This window comes from Streptomyces sp. NPDC047043, from assembly GCF_040644055.1.
Classification (GTDB): Bacteria; Actinomycetota; Actinomycetes; order Streptomycetales; family Streptomycetaceae; genus Streptomyces.
Map to the genome: position 1 here is coordinate 60,149 of NZ_JBEYVO010000034.1, position 18,092 is coordinate 78,240.

Genomic DNA, 18,092 nt, shown 5'->3' on the forward strand with positions numbered 1-18,092 from the left:
CAGGTCAGACGGTGGTGCGGGACAGGCCGAAGGCGAAGGTCGTGACATGGGTGTAGGTCCTTCCCGGAAGCAGGACGGCGGAGGGGAACGTGGGGTGGTTGGGAGCGTCCGGCCAGGCACTGGGCTGGAGACACAGCCCGGCGCGCGGCCGGGGGAGATGGTCTCCGCTGTACACGGCGAGCCCGGGCTGGTTCGTCTTGAGGCGGAGGGTCCTGCCGCCGACGGGGTCACGGAGCACGGCGGCCGTCCCGCCGCCGGGCCGCAGTACGAGGCAGTGGTCCAACGCCGTGCGCCCGAGAGTGCGGGCCTCGCGCGGGTCGAGCCCGCAGCCGGACACGGGCAGCAGACGTCCGGTGGGCACGAACTGGGTGTCCGTCTCGATCACCGCGTCGGCGTTCACTTCGAGGCTGTGACCGTCGGTGATGCCGCCGCCCGCCAGGTTCCAGAAGGCGTGCAGGGTCAGTCCGCACAGGGTCGGCCGGTCGGTAGTCGCCGTGTACCGGACCACGAGCCGGTCGTCGGCGTGCAGTTCGAAGGTCGCGGTGCAGTGCAGCCGACCCGGGTAGCCCTGGTCGCCGGCCGGGCTGTGCAGGCTCAGCGTGATGCGACCCGCGTCCGGTCCGCCGATCACTTGTCCGTCCCACACCCGGGCGTCGAAACCGCGCGGGCCGCCGTGGATGTGATGGCCGCCCTCGTTGAGGGCGAGCTGGTGCACCCGGCCGGCGACGGGAGCACGGCCCCGCGCGACGATCCGCGCGTAGCGGCCCATCGTGGATCCCACGTACGCCCGTCCGGCGCGCTGCTCGTACGCCTCGAGGTCGGGGAGCCGCACGACCAAGTTGGTGCGCGAACCGCCGTCCGCTACCGAGACCTCAACCAGGGTGGCGCCGTAGTCCCACACGGCAATACGCATCCTGCCGCTGTCGAGCCCGTACTCGTGCACCGCCCGGCCCCGAGGATCGTCGGTGGTGTGTCCGACGCACCGGTTCCAGGTCCGGACCGTCACCACCGCGGACCGCCCGCCGGGCTCGTACCTCGGCGGATGGGCAGTTGCAGCCAGGTACGGCGCGGCACGGTGTCCGCGGTGGCGTGCCGGACGAATCCCAGTGTGGTCAGCAGGGCGAGGACATCGGACAGATCCGGGTTCGCCTCGGCGCGCAACGCGTCGGCTCCTGCGGCAGTCGCACACTCGATGGCGTGCCGGACCGCATGCAGGCCGAGGAACGGGTCGGCAATGCCCGGACGGACGGCCAGGCGCTGCATGTACCAGGCGACGCGGGCGTACGACAGCCCACCGACGGCCGCGTCGAACGAGGGCGTCGCCCCCACCGTGACAGTTGCGACGGGAACCCCGTCCACGGTGCCGAGGCGGACCGAGCCCTGCTTGACGAGGTGCCGGGTCGCAGCCGTCCGGCGGCGGGGCGCGGGCGTACCGGTGCGCAGTGCTGCGGCCCGGTCCGACTCCTCGACCAGGGATTGCACGGTCTGCGCGTCCCGCGCCGTCTGCCAGTACAAGGTCATGGTCGTGCCAACTCCCTCAGGTGCGGAGCCACTTCCGTGGCGAAGCGCTCAATGGTCGTCCAATCAAGCGGGGGACGGACGCCCAGCAGGAAATCGCGGACACCCAGTTCGACGTAGGGTGCGAGCCGGTCCAGGCACTGCTGGGCAGAGCCGAAGCCGACGTACTCCGCAAGGTCGGCCGGGTGCCCGATATGGCCGCGTTCGATGGCTTCACGGGCCTGCCTGGCATCGCGCGCGTTCCCGGTTATGACGGCCCGGAAAGTGACGGAACGCCGTACGGAGGCGGGGGCGCGGCTTATCCGGGCGCAGTGTTCGTCGAGTGTCGCGGCCGCGGCGGCGTAGGACTCCGGGGCCAGGGCAAGGCAGTTCCACACGTCACCATGCTCCGCGGCCACACGCAGCAGGTGGGGGCCGGAGCCGCCAATCACCAGTGGTATCCGGTGCTGCACCGGCCGGGGGCTGAGATAGGCCCCGCGCAGCGTGAAGTGTTCGCCGGCGAAGTCCACCGGGCCGCCCTCCCACAGCGCCCGGACGATACGGCAGGCCTCGTCGAGCCGCTCCAGGCGCACGCGGGGCAGTGGTTGCTCGATGCCGTACTGGGCGAAGGCGAGGTCGTCGCCGCCCGCGCCCAGACCGAGTTCGAGCCGTCCACCCGAGACCTGGTCGACGGTCGCGGCCGCGATCGCCAGCAGGGCGGGATGGCGCCAGGTGACCGGTGAGACCAGCATGGCGCATCGCACGCGCGGGGTGACGGCTGCCAGCGCGGACAACACCGTCATTCCGTCCAGACACGGCCCGTCGGGCCCGAATATCGGCGGGCGGAAGTGTTCGAACAGGGAAATCCAGTCGTATTCAAGGGACTCCGCCGTGTGCCAGAGAGTCCGGATCGACGCAAAGTCCGGGTACTGCTGACCCGAGTGAAGGCCGATTCTCAAATCCGGAGGCATCGTCCACGTTTTCTCTTCCCGAGGGGGCTCGGCAGTTCCACGGCAATTGCGCATGGTTCCCGAGGGACGGGATTCATTCTTGCCGGAATGCCGACCCGAGGCAGCGCTCAACCCGGGACGAGCGCTCAACTCCCTTTGCCTCGTTCGGCATCACACGTGAATAGACTCCGCGATGTGTCCGACGGAAGAGAATTCACCAGCTGGATTCCGTACTACTCAATCCGTCTCGCGATTTCCTCGCCAAGTCAGCGTGACACCACGGGCGACGGCACCGGAAATCCGCAGCCAGGGGAAGAAAGGATAGTGCCGTGAAGCACACCGCAGGGCACTTCACGGACGCCTTGACGGACCAGTGCGCAGACGCGGTACGGCAGCGGTGCTGGCTGATGGGCGCGGCATGGGCAGCGCACCCGGCGCTGTGTTGCCAGCTCTGGGCGGTGCAGTTCGCGCGCGCTGTGATGCCGACCCTCGGTGGCCTCGCGACGGGGTGGCTGGTGTCGCTGCTGATCTCCGCACCGCACGAACGCGGGGACCTCGGCGCGGCGGTGGCCCTGTGCTGCCTCCTGCTGCTGGCCGGTCAGGCGGCCGACGCCTTCGGCCCCGCCGTGGGTTTCAGCGTGTCGAAGCGGGTGGACGCTTGGCACCGGGACAGGATCGCCGACCTGATGGACAGGCCGCCGGGCATCGCACACCTGGAAGACCCCGAGGTGCAGGACCGGCTCGCCGCGGCCACGCTGAAGGGACTGCCCGGCTGGGCCTCGTACACCTTCGGTACCGCTACGGTGGGTCAGATCGTGCTGGTCAACAGGGTGACCGGTGCCTGCCTCGCCACCCTGGTGCTGGCCGCCGGGTTCTCCTGGGTGTGGGCGCTCGCGCTGCTGGCACTGACACTCCTCGTGCGTGCCCTCACCCGGCGGGAATGGCTGGCCCAGCACGGCACGGTACGGCGGCTCGCCCCCCAGGCGCGGCGGTCCAACTACTGGGCGGACGTGGCGGTGATGCCGTGGGCGGCCAAGGAAGTACGGATCTTCGGGATGGCCGACTGGATCCTCGGCCGCTTCCGGGACACGACGAGCGGCCGGGCGGATGACCTCGCCCGAGTCCGGCTGGGGCTGTTGCACCGCTCTGCCGCCACGTCCCTGTTGCTGGCGTCCGGTGTGGCCGCCGTCCTCGCCGCCCTGGCCGGGGCGGCCGCGTCGGGGCGCATCACTCCTGGCTCCCTCGCCGTTCATCTCGGGGCACTGTGGGGTGTCGTCGCGGTCCACGGCATGGACGTGGAAGCCTTCGACGTGGCCTTCGCGGGTCTTCCCACCCTGGCAGGGCACCGGGAACTCCGTGCCCGAGTACCGAGGACCAGCTCACCGGGTGTGGCAGCGAAGGCGCCGACGGCCACCGGTCGGCCCGCGCTCGGCAGGCCGCCGCACGTGCGCCTGGAAGCGGTCGAGTTCCGCTACCGGCCCGCCGGCCCCCGTGTGCTGAACCGGCTGAACCTGGAGATCGTCCCCGGTGAGCTCCTGGCCCTGGTCGGGGCCAACGGCGCCGGGAAAACCACCCTGACGAAGCTCATCACCGGCATGTACACGGCTGAGGCCGGCCGGATCACGGTCGATGGTGTGCCGTTGACGGCCGACTGGGCTGACGCCTGGCGGACGCAGGTGGCGATCGTCTCCCAGGAGCCCGTGCACTACGACCTGTCGTTGCGCGAGAACATACTCCTCGGCGCACCCGCGCACGGCGTCGACGACGCCCTGCTGGAGTCGGTCGCGGCGCGGGCCGGGATCGAGGATCTGGTCGGGAAGGCGCCGGCGGGCTGGGACACACCGCTGTCCCAGAGCCACCAGGGCGGCATGGACCTCTCCGGAGGCCAGTGGCAACGGGTGGCCCTTGCGCGGGCGCTCTTCGCGGTGGCGCGGGGAGCCCGGCTGGTCATCCTCGACGAGCCGACCTCCCACCTCGATGTCCGTGCCGAGTCGGCCGCTTTCGACCGCGTCGCCGCCACCGCCGGGGACGCAAGCGTCCTGATGATCTCCCACCGTCTGTCCACGGTCCGCCGGGCCGACCGGATCCTGGTGCTCGACGACGGCCGGATCACCGAGGCGGGACGGCACGACGAACTCGTCGCCCGCGGCGGCACCTACGCGGAGATGTTCGCGGCCCAGGCCGCCCGCTTCGCGGAGTCGGCCACCATGGAAGGCCGGACCTCATGACCCGGCTCGCGGCGATCCGCTGGGCCTACGCGACGGCCTGGCGAGAACGGCGGGGCGCCGTCGTGTCCCTGCTCACCATGCAGGCCATCGACGTGGCGGCCACCGCGGGCTTCGGGCTGGCCATACGCGCGGTGATCGGAGCCGCCGTGCGCGGCGACACCGGGGATACCGTGCGCGACTCCGTACTCGCCGCCCTGTGCTGGGTGTGCACGGCCGTCGGCGGCTCCGCCCGCACCAACCTGATCCTGCTGCTCGCCGAGACGGTCGCTGTACGCCTGGACGAGCGGTTCCTGCGCAATGTCACCCGGATCAGTCGGCTGGACGAGCTGGAGAGCGCGGAGAACGCCGACCGGACGGCGGTATTGCGCGGCGGCGCCGACCTGGCCGCCACCTACACCTGGCGGCTGCTGGACGTGGTGGCCACCGTGCTGCGCCTGGCGGTCGTGCTCGCTCTCCTCGGCACCGTCGCACCCGCCATGACCACCCTGCTGGCGGCCCTCGTCCCCGTGCTGTGGCTCCAGCGGCGCGGGCAGGCGCGGGTGTCCCGCAGTGTGCGCGACTCCGGCTCGGACACGCGGCTCTCAGAGCACCTCTACACCCTGCTCACCGAGCCCGGCCCGGGAGTGGAGATCAAGGTGACCGGGGTCGGCCCGCGGCTGCGCGAACTGGCGGGTGCGGCCTGGTACCGGTTGACGCGCCGCCAGGAGCGTGCTCGATACACGGCGGCCACGCTGTCCCTCCTCGGCTGGACGGTGTTCACGGCCGTCTACGCGGTTGCCCTGCTCGCCACAGTGGACGCGGTGACCGCCGGGCGTGCCCGGCCCGGGGACGTCCTGCTGGTGGTGACGCTCGCCGCGAGCCTGTGCGCACAGACGGAGAACGCAGTGACCACGCTGCAACGGCATCTGCCGGGCGTCCACTACCTCGACGCCTTCCGCCATCTGGAAGGTCGGGCCGCGTCGGACGACGGGCAGGGGACGGTACCGGTGCCGCGACGACTGCATGACGGCATCGTCGTGCAGAACCTCACGTTCACCCACCCGGGTGCCGCGACCCCCGTCCTGCACGGCATCGACCTGCACCTCGCGGCCGGCTCGACCGTCGCGCTCGTAGGCGAACACGGCGCGGGCAAAACAACCCTGGTAAAGCTGCTGTGCCGGCTGTACGAGCCGACCGGCGGCGGCGTCAGCGTCGACGACCGGCCGCTGGACGGCATCCCTGCGCAGGACTGGTGGGCCCGCACGACCGCGAACTTCCAGGACTACGCGCGCTTCGCCTTCCTGGCCCGGGAGGCAGTGGGCGTCGGGGACCCGGCCGCCCTGGACAATCTGCCCAGGATCGAGCGAGCCGTACAGCGGGGCGATGCCCGGCACGTCGTCGACCGGCTGCCCGCCGGACTGGAGACACAGCTGGGCGCGACGTTCGCCGGCGTGGAACTCTCCGGAGGCCAGTGGCAGCGCGTCGCGCTCAGCAGGGCGTTCATGCCTCAGAACCCCCTGCTGTTCGTCCTCGACGAGCCGGCCGCTGCCCTGGACCCACGCAGCGAACACGACCTGCACCAGCGTCAGATGCGGGTGGCCAAGGAACTGGCCCGGCGATGGGGGACGGTTTCGCTGGTCGTCTCCCACCGCTTCTCGACCGTGCAGATGGCGGACCACATCGTGGTGCTGCATCACGGCCGCATCGCCGAACAGGGATCCCATCACGAACTGCTCGCCCGCGACGGCATGTACGCCGAGCTGTACCGCTTGCAGGCCGACGGCTACCGGCCGGACCTGCCCCCAGCCCGTGCCACGGGCGCCCCGGCGCCCCAGTCCGGCCCTTCGATGGAGAGGGAATGATCCTGCACAACGCCACGAAGCCGCCCCGCCATCCTCGGCTGGTCGAGAGACACAACGCCACCGCACGCGCCGTGACGTGCGGTCCGACGCTGGTGGAACTTCTGGACGAGGCCGCCGCCGAGAACCCCGATCTCCCCGCACTGCGCACCGTCGAGGGAGTCTCGCTCACCCACTCGGAACTCGTGCTGGACAGCGAGCACCTGGCCCACGGCCTGTCCGGGATCGGGGTGGCTCGCGGCACTCCGGTGGCCGTGCTGCTGGATCACACGCCGGAAGCCGTAGTCGCCCTCCACGCGGTCGTTCGGGCGGGCGGCCACTACGTTCCGCTGGATGTGCGATGGCCCGTGCAGAGGATGACCGACATCATCAGGACGCTGGCCATCCGCCATCTGATCGTGTCGGCGGGGCTCGAGCGGCCCGCGTTCGAGGCGGCCGCCGCCGAGTCGGGCCTGCGGACCGTCGTCGTCGGCGCCGCCCCGAGGAAGGAGCAGTCGTCCGACATCGACGCCGCCGCACCGGCAGGCTCCCCATATCCCGAGAAGGCACTTGAGATCCGCAGGCTCGTCGAACCGAGCCCGGTGGCCCGGGCGAACGGGCTGTGGCACGAGCTGGCGCGGCACGGCCTCGGCCCCGGACCGGTGCCGGACGGACTCGACCGCAGGGCCCTGCTGGACGAGGACTTCCAGGGCCTGCACTCGGTCGTTCTCACCGACGCCGTCCGCGAGCTGCCGTCACCGGGCGCGCTCCGGGAGATCCTCTACCTGCTGGCCGACGCGCTCTCTGAGGGAACCGAGATTCTGATCACCGGAATCCAGCAGCCCCTCGGCAGGGCGTCGGCCGACGGCCCACTGCGCATCCCGCCCGGCTGGTGGACCTCGTACGCCGCCGATTGCCCCGGCATGGCGTACGAGGTACGGCTGCCCGAGCCGGACGCCTCCGCCGACCGTGAAGCGGCGTACGAGGTGGTGCTGCGGGTGCCCGCCCAGGTGCCCGTGTCGATGGTGCAGCCGGAGCGCGGGACGGCCGAACTCCCCTGGCACAACACGGAACTTCCGATCGGTCGGCTCCCCGATCGGCCCCGGCCCGACGACCTGGCGTACATCGTCTTCACCTCCGGCTCCACCGGTACGCCGAAGGGCGTGGCGGTACGTCATCACAGCGTGCTGAACCTGGTCGACTGGTTCAACCGACGCAACGGGGTCGGCTCGGGCGATGTGCTCCTGCAGACCGCGGCCTTCAGTTTCGACCTGTCCGTCTACGACGTGTTCGGTCTGCTCGCGGCGGGCGGCAGCCTGCTGATGCTCCCGCACCGCGACCTGGCGGAGCCGGACCTCGTCGCCGAGGCCCTCGTCGGACACGGGGTGACCCTGTGGAACTCAGCCCCGGCGGCCTTCACCCGCACCCTGATGTTCGTGCCGCAGACCCCGCACTCGCACCGCGGCTGTCTGCGCCGCGTCTTCCTCAGCGGAGACTGGATCCCACTGGACACGCTGTCCACACTGCTCCGTGAATTCCCGGAGGCGACCCTGGTGGCCCTCGGTGGCGCCACCGAGGCGACGGTGTGGTCCAACGACTTCGTCGTCGACCGGGTCGACCCGGGCTGGCGCAGCATCCCGTACGGACACCCGATGCAGAACGCCCGCTACTACGTGCTGCGCGACGATCTCTCCCCGTGCGCCGTCGACGAACCCGGTGAACTGTATATCGCGGGCGACTGCGTGGCCGTCGGCTACGTGAACGACCGGGAACTCACCGAGAAGCGGTTCCTGCCGGACCCCTGGGCCACGGAGCACGGCGAGGACGCGCTGGCCGCACCGGCAGGCCGCATGTACCGCACGGGTGACCGGGGGAAGTGGACCTCGTCCGGCTGGGTTGAGTTCCTCGGCCGCGTCGACACACAGGTCAAGGTCCGCGGCTACCGGATCGAACTGGGCGAGATAGAGCACGCGGCAAGGCAACTGCCCGACGTCGACGAGGCCGTCGCGCTGACCGTCGGCAACCCACGGGATCCGGTCCTGGCGGTCGCCATACGCACCCGGGCGGCACTGCGCGGCGACGAGGTGCTGCGCGGTCTGCGCACTCGGTTGCCGGAGTACATGGTCCCGGCCCGAGTACACCTGTCCGACTCGCTGCCCGTCGGACCTACCGGAAAGGTCGACCGGGCGCTGCTCAGTCGCATCCTGCGCACTGGAGTGAGCCAGCACATACCTGAGGGGGAACAGTGAACACACTTGTCGATGGGGCGACCCGGCCGACGGCGACAACACGATCACACGCACTGCCGGACTTCCTCTCCGTGCCTCAGCGCGACCCCAAGCCCCGGCAGCGGGGGCTCACGCACGTCCTGGACAAGGGGACGCCCATCACGCTGCTCGAAGCCTTCCTGGACACCCAGGCCCATCTGGTCGACTATCTGAAGATCGGCTGGGGCACCGCCTACATCGACCCGGTACTCGGGGAACGGATCGCACTGTGCTCGGCGGCCGACGTACGGCTCTGTCTTGGCGGCACCCTGTTGGAGGTGTCGGCCGCGCAGGGCAGGATCGCCGAACTGTGCCGCTGGGCCTCGGCTTCCGGCGTACACGCCCTGGAGGTCTCCAACGGCCTGCAACTGCTCACACCCACCGAGAAGGCACGGCTGATCCGCACCCTGGCCCAGGACTTCGTCGTGCTCGCCGAGACCGGCGCGAAGTCGGACGACGTGCCCGTCATCGCGGACGACTGGGTGCGCGAGTTGGAGGCCGACCTCGACTCGGGTGCCGACCTGGTCATCGCCGAAGGCCGGGAGAGCGGCACCGTCGGGCTCTACGACCCCCGCGGCGCCGTCCGCGCGGATCTCGTGGAGGCGATCGCCCGCCGGCTGCCGCTGGACCGCGTCCTCTTCGAAGCCCCGAGAAAGTCCCAACAGGTTTGGCTGATCAGCCGGTTCGGCAGCCACACCAACCTCGGTAACGTGTCCCTGGAGGAAGTCCTGGCCCTGGAGACCTGCCGACTCGGACTGCGCGCCGACACCGCCGAGCGGCTGACCACCGGGGGGCGCCATGGCGTCTGACGGCGCAACCCTGCCGACCGCCTCGCAGCCACTCCCGCCACACCTGGCCGGTCGGCTCGGCCTCCCCGCGCCGAACACGGTCAGCCGCCCCTACCGCGGGTTGTCCGTACAGGAGACCGCCGTCCCGCTGACCACCGAGGCGCTGACGGCCCATCTCACGGGCCGCGAGGTGTACCGGCGCACCGACTACCTCGTGCTGCGCAACGGCGACGACCTGGCCCTGGTCCAGGTGCGCAGAGAACCAGGCACCGGACTGTTCGAGACGGTGACGGAGGCCGCCGTACTCGCCGGACCCGAAGAGACGGTGTGGATCGACGCGCCCGGCACCGACGTCGGCAACGCGACCGCGCTGATGGAGGTGGCCGCCGCTCACCGCGCAACCGGCATCCGCGCCTACGTGGTACGGGGGCTGTTCGAACACGTCAACTTCATCTGGGATCCGCAGCCGCTGCGGATCCGAGTTGGCGAGGTGGTGCCGCCCGAACCACCGAAGCTGTATGCCATGGCCCGGCAGGCCATCGCCTTCGACGAGGAACTGCCGCCGATCGACCTCCAGTTGGAAGCCATCGACATCGAGCAGGAGGTGGCACGGCATCCCGCCCCCGCCTACCTGCTGCCGTGCCGGGGAAGCGGCATCGACCTGAACGTCCCCGTCGCCTTCCTCGACACCCGCCCCGCCCGGCAGCCCGACTGGCTGCTGGTCGGCTGCGAACGGTCCACCCAGTTCCATCGCCACTTCTACGGCGATGCGCCACCGAGGGCGGACATCTGCCCGCGCCGCCGGGCTCCGCAGGACGGCGAACTCCGGCTCACCAAGTGCTGCCTGCTGGAGCGGGGCATCGAGCACCGGGACAACACCGTGGTGGTCCCCTGGGGGGCGCATCTCGGCGAAGTGCTCAGCGCCCTGCGCCTGCTCGCCGGACTCACGGACGGCGCTCCCGCACTAAACACAGAAGGGTGATGACGATGAGCGCACACGTATGCGACTCGATGCTCTACGGGCATCTGTGGAGCACACCCGAGCTGCACGAGCTGCTCGACGACGAGGGACGCATCAGCGCCTGGCTGGACATCCTCACGGCGCTGGCGCTGGCCCAGGCGGACGCCGGCATCATCCCGGCCGACGCCGCGCGGCAGATTGCCGAGCACGCCCGTCCCGAGCGGCTCGATCTGCCGGAACTCGCCGCCGAGACCCGGGCTACCGGCCACTCCACGCTGGGCCTGATCCGCTGCCTCCGGCACCGGCTCCCCTCTTCCGCCCGAGAGTGGGTCTACTACGGCGCCACGGTCCAGGACCTCTCCGACACCTGGCACGCGCTCATCGCTCGCCGGGTCATGACGATCGCCGACCGGGAGCTGGCCGCCCTGGTCGACAGCTGTGCCGACCTCGCCCGCAGGCACCGGGACAGCGTGATGTGCGGCCGGACCCATGGGCAACCGGGGCAGCCGGTGACCTTCGGGTTCAAGGCGGCGGTCTGGGCCTCCGAGCTGGTTCGGCACCGGACCCGTCTGGCCGAGGCCGCCGAACGTGTCCAGGTGGTCCAACTGGGCGGCGCGCTCGGGACCATGGAGTTCTGGGGCGAACGCGCCGAACGGCTCCTGGCGGGTTTCGCCGAACGGCTGGGTCTCGGGGTGCCGGACATGGCCTGGCTCACGGCCCGCGACCGCGTCGCGGAGTTCCTGAACCTGTTGGCCCTGGTCACGGCGACGCTCGCCAAGATCGGGCAGGAGGTGTACACCCTGCAGCGCCCGGAGATCGGCGAACTCAGCGAACCCTGGGAGCCGGGCCAGGTCGGCAGCATCACCATGCCGCACAAACGCAACCCCGAGCTGTCCGAGCATCTGGTCACCCTCGCCAGGGTGGTCCGCTCCAACGCCGCGCTCGGCGTAGAGGGCATGGTCCACGAGCATGAACGCGACGGCCGTGCCTGGAAGACGGAGTGGCTGATCGTCCCGGAGGCGTGCATGCTCACAGGGTCCGCTCTCTCCCTCGCCCGGCGCCTGCTGAGCGGCCTGGAGGTGCACCCCGAGCGGATGCTCGACAACGTACGGGAGCGCGGCGGCTACCTCATGTCGGAGGCCGTGATGCGGACGCTCGCCGAACGTCTCGGCAAGCACACCGCACACGAAGTCGTCTACGAGGCGGCACTCGCCGGCCGCCGCGACGGCGTGGGGCTGCGGGCGGCGCTCCTGCACGAAGCCAGGATCAGGGACGTGCTGTCGCCCGACGACATCGACGAGAGCCTGGATCCTGGGCGCTCCGTCGTGGCCGCCGGCGTGTTCGTCGACCGCCTGCTGTCCTCCCTGTCGTCCGCTGCGGACGGAGTCGGTGCATGAGCCCTTTCGACGCACCGCCCCGCCTTCGCCTGGTGAACGCCCCCACACCGCTGCAACCCGCCGTGGGGCTCTCCGAAGCACTGGGCACGGAGGTCTGGTTCAAGCGGGACGACCTCACCGGCATCGGCCTCGGCGGAAACAAGGTCCGCGCCCTGGAGTACCTGATCGCGGATGCCCTGCGCCATGGCTGCGACAGCCTGGTGACCGGGGCGGGCCCACAGTCGAACTGGGCCATGCTGGCCGCGGTGACGGCGCGTCAGCACGGGCTCGAACCCCACCTCGTCTACTACGGAGCGTCTGCCGAACCGGTCGGCAATCACGCCTTGGCCGAGCTGGTCGGCGCCGATATCCGCTTCACCGGGAGCACGGAGCGCACGTCCGTCGACGCCGGCATCGAAGCACTGACCCGAGAGCTGCGATCACGAGGCAGACGGCCGTATGCGCTGCCGCGCGGCGGGGCGACACCACTTGGATCCATCGGTTATCTGCGGGCGAGCGGTGAACTGGCCGACCAGTTCGACGAAACCGGGCTGAAGCCCGAGTCCGTCTGGCTGGCCACCGGCTCCTGCGGCACTCAGGCGGGCCTCGTGGCGGGAGCGCGGCTGTGGGGCGCCTCCTACCGGGTGACAGGCGTGTCGGTGAGCCGTCCGGTGACCGAATGCGCGGCGAGGGTCACCGAACTGGCCCACGAAGCAGGGCGGTTGGTCGGCGTGGCCGGTACCGGCGCCGACGACATCGAGATCCTCGACGGCCTCACCGGATCCGGCTACGGCAGGCCCTCGGCGACCGGCGGCGAAGCCGCCCGGCTCGTAGCCCGCACCGAAGGGGTCTTCCTGGACCCCGTGTTCGGCGCAAAGGCCATGGCGGTACTCGTCGAGCGGGCCCGCGCCGGACGGCAACGCGGTCCCGTCGTCTTCCTGGTGTCCGGCGGCGCCCCCACACTCTTCGGGCCCCCGCAGACACCGTTGCCGTCGTCTGCGCCCGATTCCCCTGAGAGGCGACCGTGAAGACGACGAGTCCCGAGGGATACCTCGGCGCCCAGGCCCGAATCACCCGCGGTCCGGCACCCGAACTGGTCGAGGCCGGATATGCCGTGGAGATCGCCGACGCTCTGCTGCTCCACCATGGTCTGGGTCTGGCCGATCTCGCCCATCTGCTCGCCCTGCACGAGGCGGACGTGGTGCCGACCCGGGCGGCCGCCATCCTGTCGGCCGAACTCCTGAGGATCACCGAAGCACCGGCCGAGGACTTCCCCTACGACCCGGTGTACGGCGACGCCTACAACAGCCGGGAACGCGAGCTGGAGCGCCGACTGGACACCACCGCCGGCTGGCTGCACACCGGGCGAACACGCCGCGAGGCCGGGCGCATCGCCTTCCGTGTCGCGCTGCGCGGACGGCTGCTGTCCCTGCACGAAGCCGTGACGAGGTTCGTCGCCGTGGCCGGGGCGCGGGCCGCCGCCCATGCCGAGACCCTCTGGGCCGACCACACCTACCTCCAACCGGCCCAGCCCTCGACCTGGGGTCACTACCTGGGCGGATTCGGGGAAGAGGCGGTACGGCACCTGGACCGTATAGAACAGGCCTTCGCGCTGGTCGACCATGCGCCCGTCGGGGTCGGCGGCGTGGGCGGATCCAGGATCGCACTCGACGTGGCGCGGACGGCGACCCGGCTGGCCTTCACCGACCGGGGGACGCACACCCGCGACATCATGTGGGCGACCGACGGAGTGACCGATGCCGCCCTCGCCGCGATACAGGCCGCCATCACCGCCGACCGGTTCGCCGAGGACCTGGAGATCTTCACGAGCCCGGCCTTCGGATACGTCACCCTGGACGCCTCACTGTGCCGCGCATCGGTGCTCCTGCCGCAGAAACGTAACCCGTACGCCCTGGCGGTCATCCGGGCCGACGCTTCCGCTCTGATCGGCACGGCCACCGGCCTCCTGACGACCGCGCGCACCCCGTCGGCCCGAACCGACAACTGGCTGCGCACTTACCGCCAGGTCGCCGAGGCGGTCGACAGCGGCCGACGCACGGTGGAGCTCGCCGCGAAGGTGATGGATACGCTGGAGGTCGATACGACTGCCCTGCTCACGACGGCCGGGGCACATTTCACCGGCGCCGCCGACCTGGCGGAGGAACTGGTCCTGCGCTGCCGGGTCGACTACCGGTCCGCGCACCGGATCGTCGGCGCCGCCGTCGCCCGGGCCCTCGACGACGGGGTCCCCACGCTCACCCCCGCGGACCTGGACCGGGCCGCCAAGGCGGTGCTCGGCCGCCCCCTCACCCTGGACGAGGCCGTACTGCGTGCCGCGCTCGACCCGCGAGCGATCGTGGCCACCCGCACGGTGCGGGGCGGCAGCGCCCCTGAGCAGGTCCGTGCCCACGCCGTACGGCTGGCGGACCGTGCCGGAAGGGCGGCCGACTGGTCCGCGGCCCACCGGGCCCGGATAGACACCGCCGAGGAACAGCTGCTCGCCGAGGCGAAGGCCCTCGCCGCGCGAGTTCCCCCTACCTGACCGATACCTGTGGTGCGACTACCCGAGGAGCTGCCTTGTCCGCATCCCCGCCCATTCCTTCGTCGCAGCCCTACGACGTCGTCGTCGTAGGGGCCGGAGCCGCCGGCCTGTCCGCATCCGTGCTCCTCGGCCGCTCCAAGCGGCGGATTCTCGTACTGTCCCTTCCGACCCGCCGGAATTCTCCTGCCGAAGCGGTCCGCAACGTCCCCCTCGCCCATGGCATGCCTCCCGCCGAGGTGTACGCCAAGATGGAGGCCGACGCCGCCTCGTACGATGTGCGCTTCCTCTGGGACGAGGCTGTCTCCGCGCGGTTCTCCGACGACGACGAGTACATTGTGGTCGAGACGGGGGCATCGGGGCCGGTCACCGCGCGTCGGCTGCTGCTCGCCGCGGGTACCGTCAACGAACTGCCGCCCTGGCTGCCGGACGGCGTCTGGGGGAAGACGGTCTTCGACTGCCCGTACTGCCACACCTACGAACACAGCGGGAAGCACTTCGTGTCCGTCGGGGCAGGGGAGGAAGCGCTCAAGCACTCGCTGCTGTGCCGACCGTACGCCAAGGGACTGACCACGCTCGTGTGGGATCCCGCAGCTGCCGAGAGCAGACTGGCCGACCGGCTGCGTGAGCACGGGTGTGAGGTCCTTGCCGACACGGTAGGGAAGGCCGAGCGACTGCCGTCCGGCGAACTAGCCCTGACCACGGAAGCCGGCCGGACGATCACCACCGGTGTCGTCGTCCTCGACTTCGTCATCAGGCCCAACCAACGCCTGCCCCGGTCCCTCGGACTGGAACTCAATGCACACGGCTACCCACGGACAACCCTCTTCGGACAGACATCGCACCGACTCGTCTACAGCGCTGGCAACGCTCCGGGATCGCCGTACTTCATGTGGACCGGGGCAGCGTGCAGCGGGATCAACGCAGCCAGGAAGATTTCGGAGGACATGGCTCTTGAGTAGCTCATCGGCGCAGGGCGTCGGCTCCTACGCACACCGAATCGTCACCGACCACTGGCGCGACACCCTGCAACTGGACGGCGACTACGAGGACTACACCTTCTACGAACTGGGGGGTACCTCGCTGACTGCAGCCCAGTTGGTCCTGGCGCTCGGCCGCGAGCTCGGCTGCCGTATCTCCGTACAGGCCGTCGCCGACAACCCGACGCTCCGGCAGTTCCGCGCCCATGTCCTGACCATTGCCGCAGAGGCGGGTCGTGACATGTAATGGCCAGCTGGAGCAGCGGTGTGGGTCTGATGCAGGATTGGGTGACAGGGTTGACCTGCCCCACCTTCCAGGTTCCAGTTCTGGTGGCTAACTGACAGCCCTTCACGGAAGGCTGGCAGCCATGCCTCGTCCCTATCCTCCGGAGTTCCGGGCGCGCGTGCCATCGCGCTGGACATGGCCATCCGCAACCGCCGCCCCGAGCCGGGCGGCGTCGTTCACGCCGATCACGGCACCCAGTTCACCTCCTGGGTCTTCGGGGAACGCATCCGCTCCGCCGGCCTCCTGCCGTCGTTCGGCACCGTCGGGGACGGCCTGGACAACGCGATGATGGAGTCGTTCTGGTCCTCGATGCAGATCGAGTTGCTCAACCGCAAGCGCTGGAAGACCCGGGTCGAACTGGCCAACGCGATCTTCGAGTTCATCGAGATCTTCTACAACCGCCAGAGACGACATTCAGCACTGGGCTACCGCACCCCCATCGAGTACGAACTACTCTCCGCACAAGACACCATCCACGCCGCCAGTTAGCCACCGCAGCTGGAACCCAAACCGTGGGGCAGGTCAAGATGTCACCCGATCGTGCAGCAGACCCGTTTCGCGTAGGCCCACAGTGCCCCTCCAGGCAGTCGGCCACGCGCCACGCTCCCAGCCTACGAGACGTCATTTACGACGGCTCTCCGTGGTTCACCGGCGTCTTGGTGTCTAAAAGGGCTTGCATCTGGCGACGGTTGAGTCGCGAGGAATCAGACGGTGGAGTCTGTGGTGGTGGGATGGGGGAAGACGAGACCGACGCCGATGACATGCTCTTCAGCGTTGAGGGGGGCGCGGTGCGTCTTCGCCGAGGCGGGGGCGGAGGTCTTGTCGATGGGGTAGAGGGCGAGCAGCCCAGTGTGGGGCAGTTGTTGGCGCCGGGCTGCTCGCATGGTCTGTTCGTTCAGGTTGTTGATATCGCCGGCCAGGTCGATGGCGGCATCGCGCGCACCCATAAGAGTTTTGATGTCGGCGAAGTCAGGTTGCTGCGAGGCGCCGTTGAGGCGAGAACGGACGATTCGGCCGACCGTGATGTTCTCGGCGAAGGTTAGCGTCTCGCCGGGATGGGTGGCGGGCTTGCCGATGATGGCCACGTTCCATTGACGCAGCGAGTCGGCCACGGTGATGCGCTTGCGGATGTAGTTGATGAGGAGGCTGGGGTCCGTGTCGGCAGACTGCTCGTGGAACTGGTAGGTAGCGAGGAAGTTGATGACTGCATCACTTGGCACGTTGCGGAACAGGTAGCGGCCCAGCTCGGGACCCGACCTTCCGTGCGCGTCGGGAGAATCGGGGACAATATGCGGCATCAGGAACTCCTACTACAAGACAATGGTGGCTCTTGGTCCCACCTTTGGCGCAGTAGTCGCGTCCAGAGCCTGGGGCAAGCAGGGCCTCGTGACTGTCTACCGGGTGGAGGGAGCAGGCAACCAGAGGATTAAGGTTCTCGACGGCGGGTTTGTGACGCTGAAGAATGCCAAGAAGCCGGTGTTCCTGAACTTCGGCGTGAAGAAACGTGCGGATGATTTCCTGGAGAAGCGCCTGTCGCAAGGCTTCTCAGACAGTAAAATAAAGTCATTCGACGTTGACGCTCAATTCGTCGATTGGCTTCGCGCGAACGCTGTTCCCGAATCCATGGCCAAGGACTTCCCTGGGGCGCCGTTGAAGGTTGACACCACAAAGGCTGTCGATCAGTACATGCTGCGCCCCCAGCACATGAGTGCCTTCTTTGATAGCATGATTCAAGGAACTGGACGGGAATCCGGGCCGAACTAGGCTCGGCATCATCGTGCGACCCCGCGGATTTCTGCCGCGGGGTCGCACGCGCTGTGTGGGCCGTATTTAATTGATCAAGGCTTCAGTGGAGCATGGATATGATGGTGGAAATTCACGCGAAGGGTCGAGCCGCAGACGTCGCCGCATTCGGTGAGGCTCTGGCGCTGGCCCTTCGTGTCGAGGCCGAGGGCGTCGAGGTACTGCCGGAATGGCTTCGCCAGGAATTCGCCTCGCCGTCCACTCCGGAAGAGAAGTCCAGGTGGCTCGACCAATGGCGGAAAGGGTCGGCTGAAGGGCAAGCGCGCATGGAGAGAATGCGGGGTTGGGAAATGCCCAGTTGGCTTTACTGGATATCCGGCGAGAGTGGCTTGTGGACGGTGGAGAATCTGATCCGGAGGGATGAAGAAACGCTCGCGATCTCCCTGGACGCGGCCGACTGGCCTGTCCCCGTGACCGCGCTCGAATGGCTGGCCGAAAAGGCGGGGGTGGCCCTCGAGGAGGTTGGTCCCCGCTGACCCTTACCGCTTCAGCAGGGGGTACTGTCCCGGAAAGAGCGCCGATTCCGAGAATGTCACTCCTTTGGAACGAGTCGCCTGCTAAGGCCGAGTTGGCCGCCCGACATAGAGCGCCCTCGCGAAT

Annotated in this window: 16 protein-coding genes and 1 pseudogene; 13 read left to right on the forward strand and 4 right to left on the reverse strand. The window is 69.5% G+C overall.

The genetic code is table 11. The features are described from left to right. Positions 1-4: 4 nt before the first annotated feature. From ABZ880_RS41980 to ABZ880_RS41990, 3 genes are read right to left on the reverse strand one after another with little or no spacing between them, the layout of a single operon-like run. Positions 5-1,009, reverse strand: coding sequence for an aldose epimerase family protein (locus ABZ880_RS41980; RefSeq protein ID WP_361274846.1), 1,005 nt, complete (start codon positions 1,007-1,009; stop codon positions 5-7). Further along, positions 1,003-1,521, reverse strand: a complete 519-nt coding sequence (locus ABZ880_RS41985; protein WP_361274849.1) for a hypothetical protein — start codon at positions 1,519-1,521, stop codon at positions 1,003-1,005. The genes ABZ880_RS41980 and ABZ880_RS41985 overlap by 7 nt, the downstream gene beginning before the upstream one ends. Continuing rightward, complete coding sequence (locus ABZ880_RS41990) at positions 1,518-2,468, reverse strand: LLM class flavin-dependent oxidoreductase (RefSeq protein WP_361274851.1); 951 nt, start codon at positions 2,466-2,468, stop codon at positions 1,518-1,520. The genes ABZ880_RS41985 and ABZ880_RS41990 overlap by 4 nt, the downstream gene beginning before the upstream one ends. Positions 2,469-2,776: 308 nt before the next feature. Between ABZ880_RS41990 and ABZ880_RS41995 the strand changes: the two genes are divergently transcribed. From ABZ880_RS41995 to ABZ880_RS42045, 11 genes and pseudogenes are all read left to right on the forward strand, one after another. Next, positions 2,777-4,675 carry an ATP-binding cassette domain-containing protein gene (locus tag ABZ880_RS41995; protein ID WP_361274854.1) on the forward strand — a complete coding sequence of 633 codons (1,899 nt, stop codon included), beginning with the start codon at positions 2,777-2,779 and terminating at the stop codon, positions 4,673-4,675. Next, entirely contained in the window at positions 4,672-6,516 is a 1,845-nt protein-coding gene (locus ABZ880_RS42000; protein WP_361274856.1) for an ABC transporter ATP-binding protein, read from the forward strand. Before ABZ880_RS41995 ends, ABZ880_RS42000 begins: the two co-directional genes overlap by 4 nt. Then, entirely contained in the window at positions 6,513-8,741 is a 2,229-nt protein-coding gene (locus tag ABZ880_RS42005; RefSeq protein ID WP_361274859.1) for an amino acid adenylation domain-containing protein, read from the forward strand. Before ABZ880_RS42000 ends, ABZ880_RS42005 begins: the two co-directional genes overlap by 4 nt. Before the next feature lie 71 nt (positions 8,742-8,812). After that, positions 8,813-9,568, forward strand: a complete 756-nt coding sequence (locus ABZ880_RS42010; protein WP_361274862.1) for a phosphosulfolactate synthase — start codon at positions 8,813-8,815, stop codon at positions 9,566-9,568. Beyond that, the gene (locus tag ABZ880_RS42015; RefSeq protein WP_361274864.1) at positions 9,558-10,529 is read left to right on the forward strand and encodes a hypothetical protein; all 972 of its coding nucleotides are present in this window, start codon (positions 9,558-9,560) and stop codon (positions 10,527-10,529) included. The genes ABZ880_RS42010 and ABZ880_RS42015 overlap by 11 nt, the downstream gene beginning before the upstream one ends. 5 nt (positions 10,530-10,534) lie before the next feature. Then, positions 10,535-11,905, forward strand: a complete 1,371-nt coding sequence (locus tag ABZ880_RS42020; protein ID WP_361274867.1) for an adenylosuccinate lyase family protein — start codon at positions 10,535-10,537, stop codon at positions 11,903-11,905. Next, the gene (locus ABZ880_RS42025) at positions 11,902-12,912 is read left to right on the forward strand and encodes a pyridoxal-phosphate dependent enzyme (RefSeq protein WP_361274870.1); all 1,011 of its coding nucleotides are present in this window, start codon (positions 11,902-11,904) and stop codon (positions 12,910-12,912) included. The genes ABZ880_RS42020 and ABZ880_RS42025 overlap by 4 nt, the downstream gene beginning before the upstream one ends. Continuing rightward, the gene (locus ABZ880_RS42030; protein ID WP_361274873.1) at positions 12,909-14,426 is read left to right on the forward strand and encodes a lyase family protein; all 1,518 of its coding nucleotides are present in this window, start codon (positions 12,909-12,911) and stop codon (positions 14,424-14,426) included. Before ABZ880_RS42025 ends, ABZ880_RS42030 begins: the two co-directional genes overlap by 4 nt. A gap of 35 nt (positions 14,427-14,461) precedes the next feature. Then, positions 14,462-15,385 carry an FAD-dependent oxidoreductase gene (locus tag ABZ880_RS42035; RefSeq protein WP_361274875.1) on the forward strand — a complete coding sequence of 308 codons (924 nt, stop codon included), beginning with the start codon at positions 14,462-14,464 and terminating at the stop codon, positions 15,383-15,385. Further along, positions 15,378-15,650 (forward strand): acyl carrier protein, encoded by a 273-nt coding sequence (locus ABZ880_RS42040; protein WP_361274878.1) that lies wholly within the window; start codon positions 15,378-15,380, stop codon positions 15,648-15,650. Before ABZ880_RS42035 ends, ABZ880_RS42040 begins: the two co-directional genes overlap by 8 nt. A 165-nt stretch (positions 15,651-15,815) precedes the next feature. Beyond that, positions 15,816-16,178, forward strand: a pseudogene (locus ABZ880_RS42045) (integrase core domain-containing protein); the annotation flags it as partial. Positions 16,179-16,393: 215 nt separating this feature from the next. Here the strand turns inward: ABZ880_RS42045 and ABZ880_RS42050 are convergent. Then, complete coding sequence (locus ABZ880_RS42050; protein WP_361274881.1) at positions 16,394-16,987, reverse strand: hypothetical protein; 594 nt, start codon at positions 16,985-16,987, stop codon at positions 16,394-16,396. 88 nt (positions 16,988-17,075) lie between these two features. Between ABZ880_RS42050 and ABZ880_RS42055 the strand changes: the two genes are divergently transcribed. Both ABZ880_RS42055 and ABZ880_RS42060 read left to right on the forward strand, forming a co-directional pair. After that, positions 17,076-17,453 carry a hypothetical protein gene (locus tag ABZ880_RS42055; protein ID WP_361274884.1) on the forward strand — a complete coding sequence of 126 codons (378 nt, stop codon included), beginning with the start codon at positions 17,076-17,078 and terminating at the stop codon, positions 17,451-17,453. A gap of 92 nt (positions 17,454-17,545) precedes the next feature. After that, positions 17,546-17,968, forward strand: a complete 423-nt coding sequence (locus ABZ880_RS42060) for a hypothetical protein (protein WP_361274886.1) — start codon at positions 17,546-17,548, stop codon at positions 17,966-17,968. Positions 17,969-18,092: the final 124 nt, after the last annotated feature.

Excerpts from the sequence above, each read along its gene's own strand:
- ABZ880_RS41985 (WP_361274849.1), bottom strand. The coding sequence starts at position 1,521 with ATGACCTTGTACTGGCAGACGGCGCGGGACGCGCAGACCGTGCAATCC.
- ABZ880_RS41990 (WP_361274851.1), bottom strand. The coding sequence starts at position 2,468 with ATGCCTCCGGATTTGAGAATCGGCCTTCACTCGGGTCAGCAGTACCCG.
- ABZ880_RS42000 (WP_361274856.1), top strand. The coding sequence starts at position 4,672 with ATGACCCGGCTCGCGGCGATCCGCTGGGCCTACGCGACGGCCTGGCGA.
- ABZ880_RS42005 (WP_361274859.1), top strand. The coding sequence starts at position 6,513 with ATGATCCTGCACAACGCCACGAAGCCGCCCCGCCATCCTCGGCTGGTC.
- ABZ880_RS42015 (WP_361274864.1), top strand. The coding sequence starts at position 9,558 with ATGGCGTCTGACGGCGCAACCCTGCCGACCGCCTCGCAGCCACTCCCG.
- ABZ880_RS42020 (WP_361274867.1), top strand. The coding sequence starts at position 10,535 with ATGAGCGCACACGTATGCGACTCGATGCTCTACGGGCATCTGTGGAGC.
- ABZ880_RS42025 (WP_361274870.1), top strand. The coding sequence starts at position 11,902 with ATGAGCCCTTTCGACGCACCGCCCCGCCTTCGCCTGGTGAACGCCCCC.
- ABZ880_RS42050 (WP_361274881.1), bottom strand. The coding sequence starts at position 16,987 with ATGCCGCATATTGTCCCCGATTCTCCCGACGCGCACGGAAGGTCGGGT.
- ABZ880_RS42060 (WP_361274886.1), top strand. The coding sequence starts at position 17,546 with ATGGATATGATGGTGGAAATTCACGCGAAGGGTCGAGCCGCAGACGTC.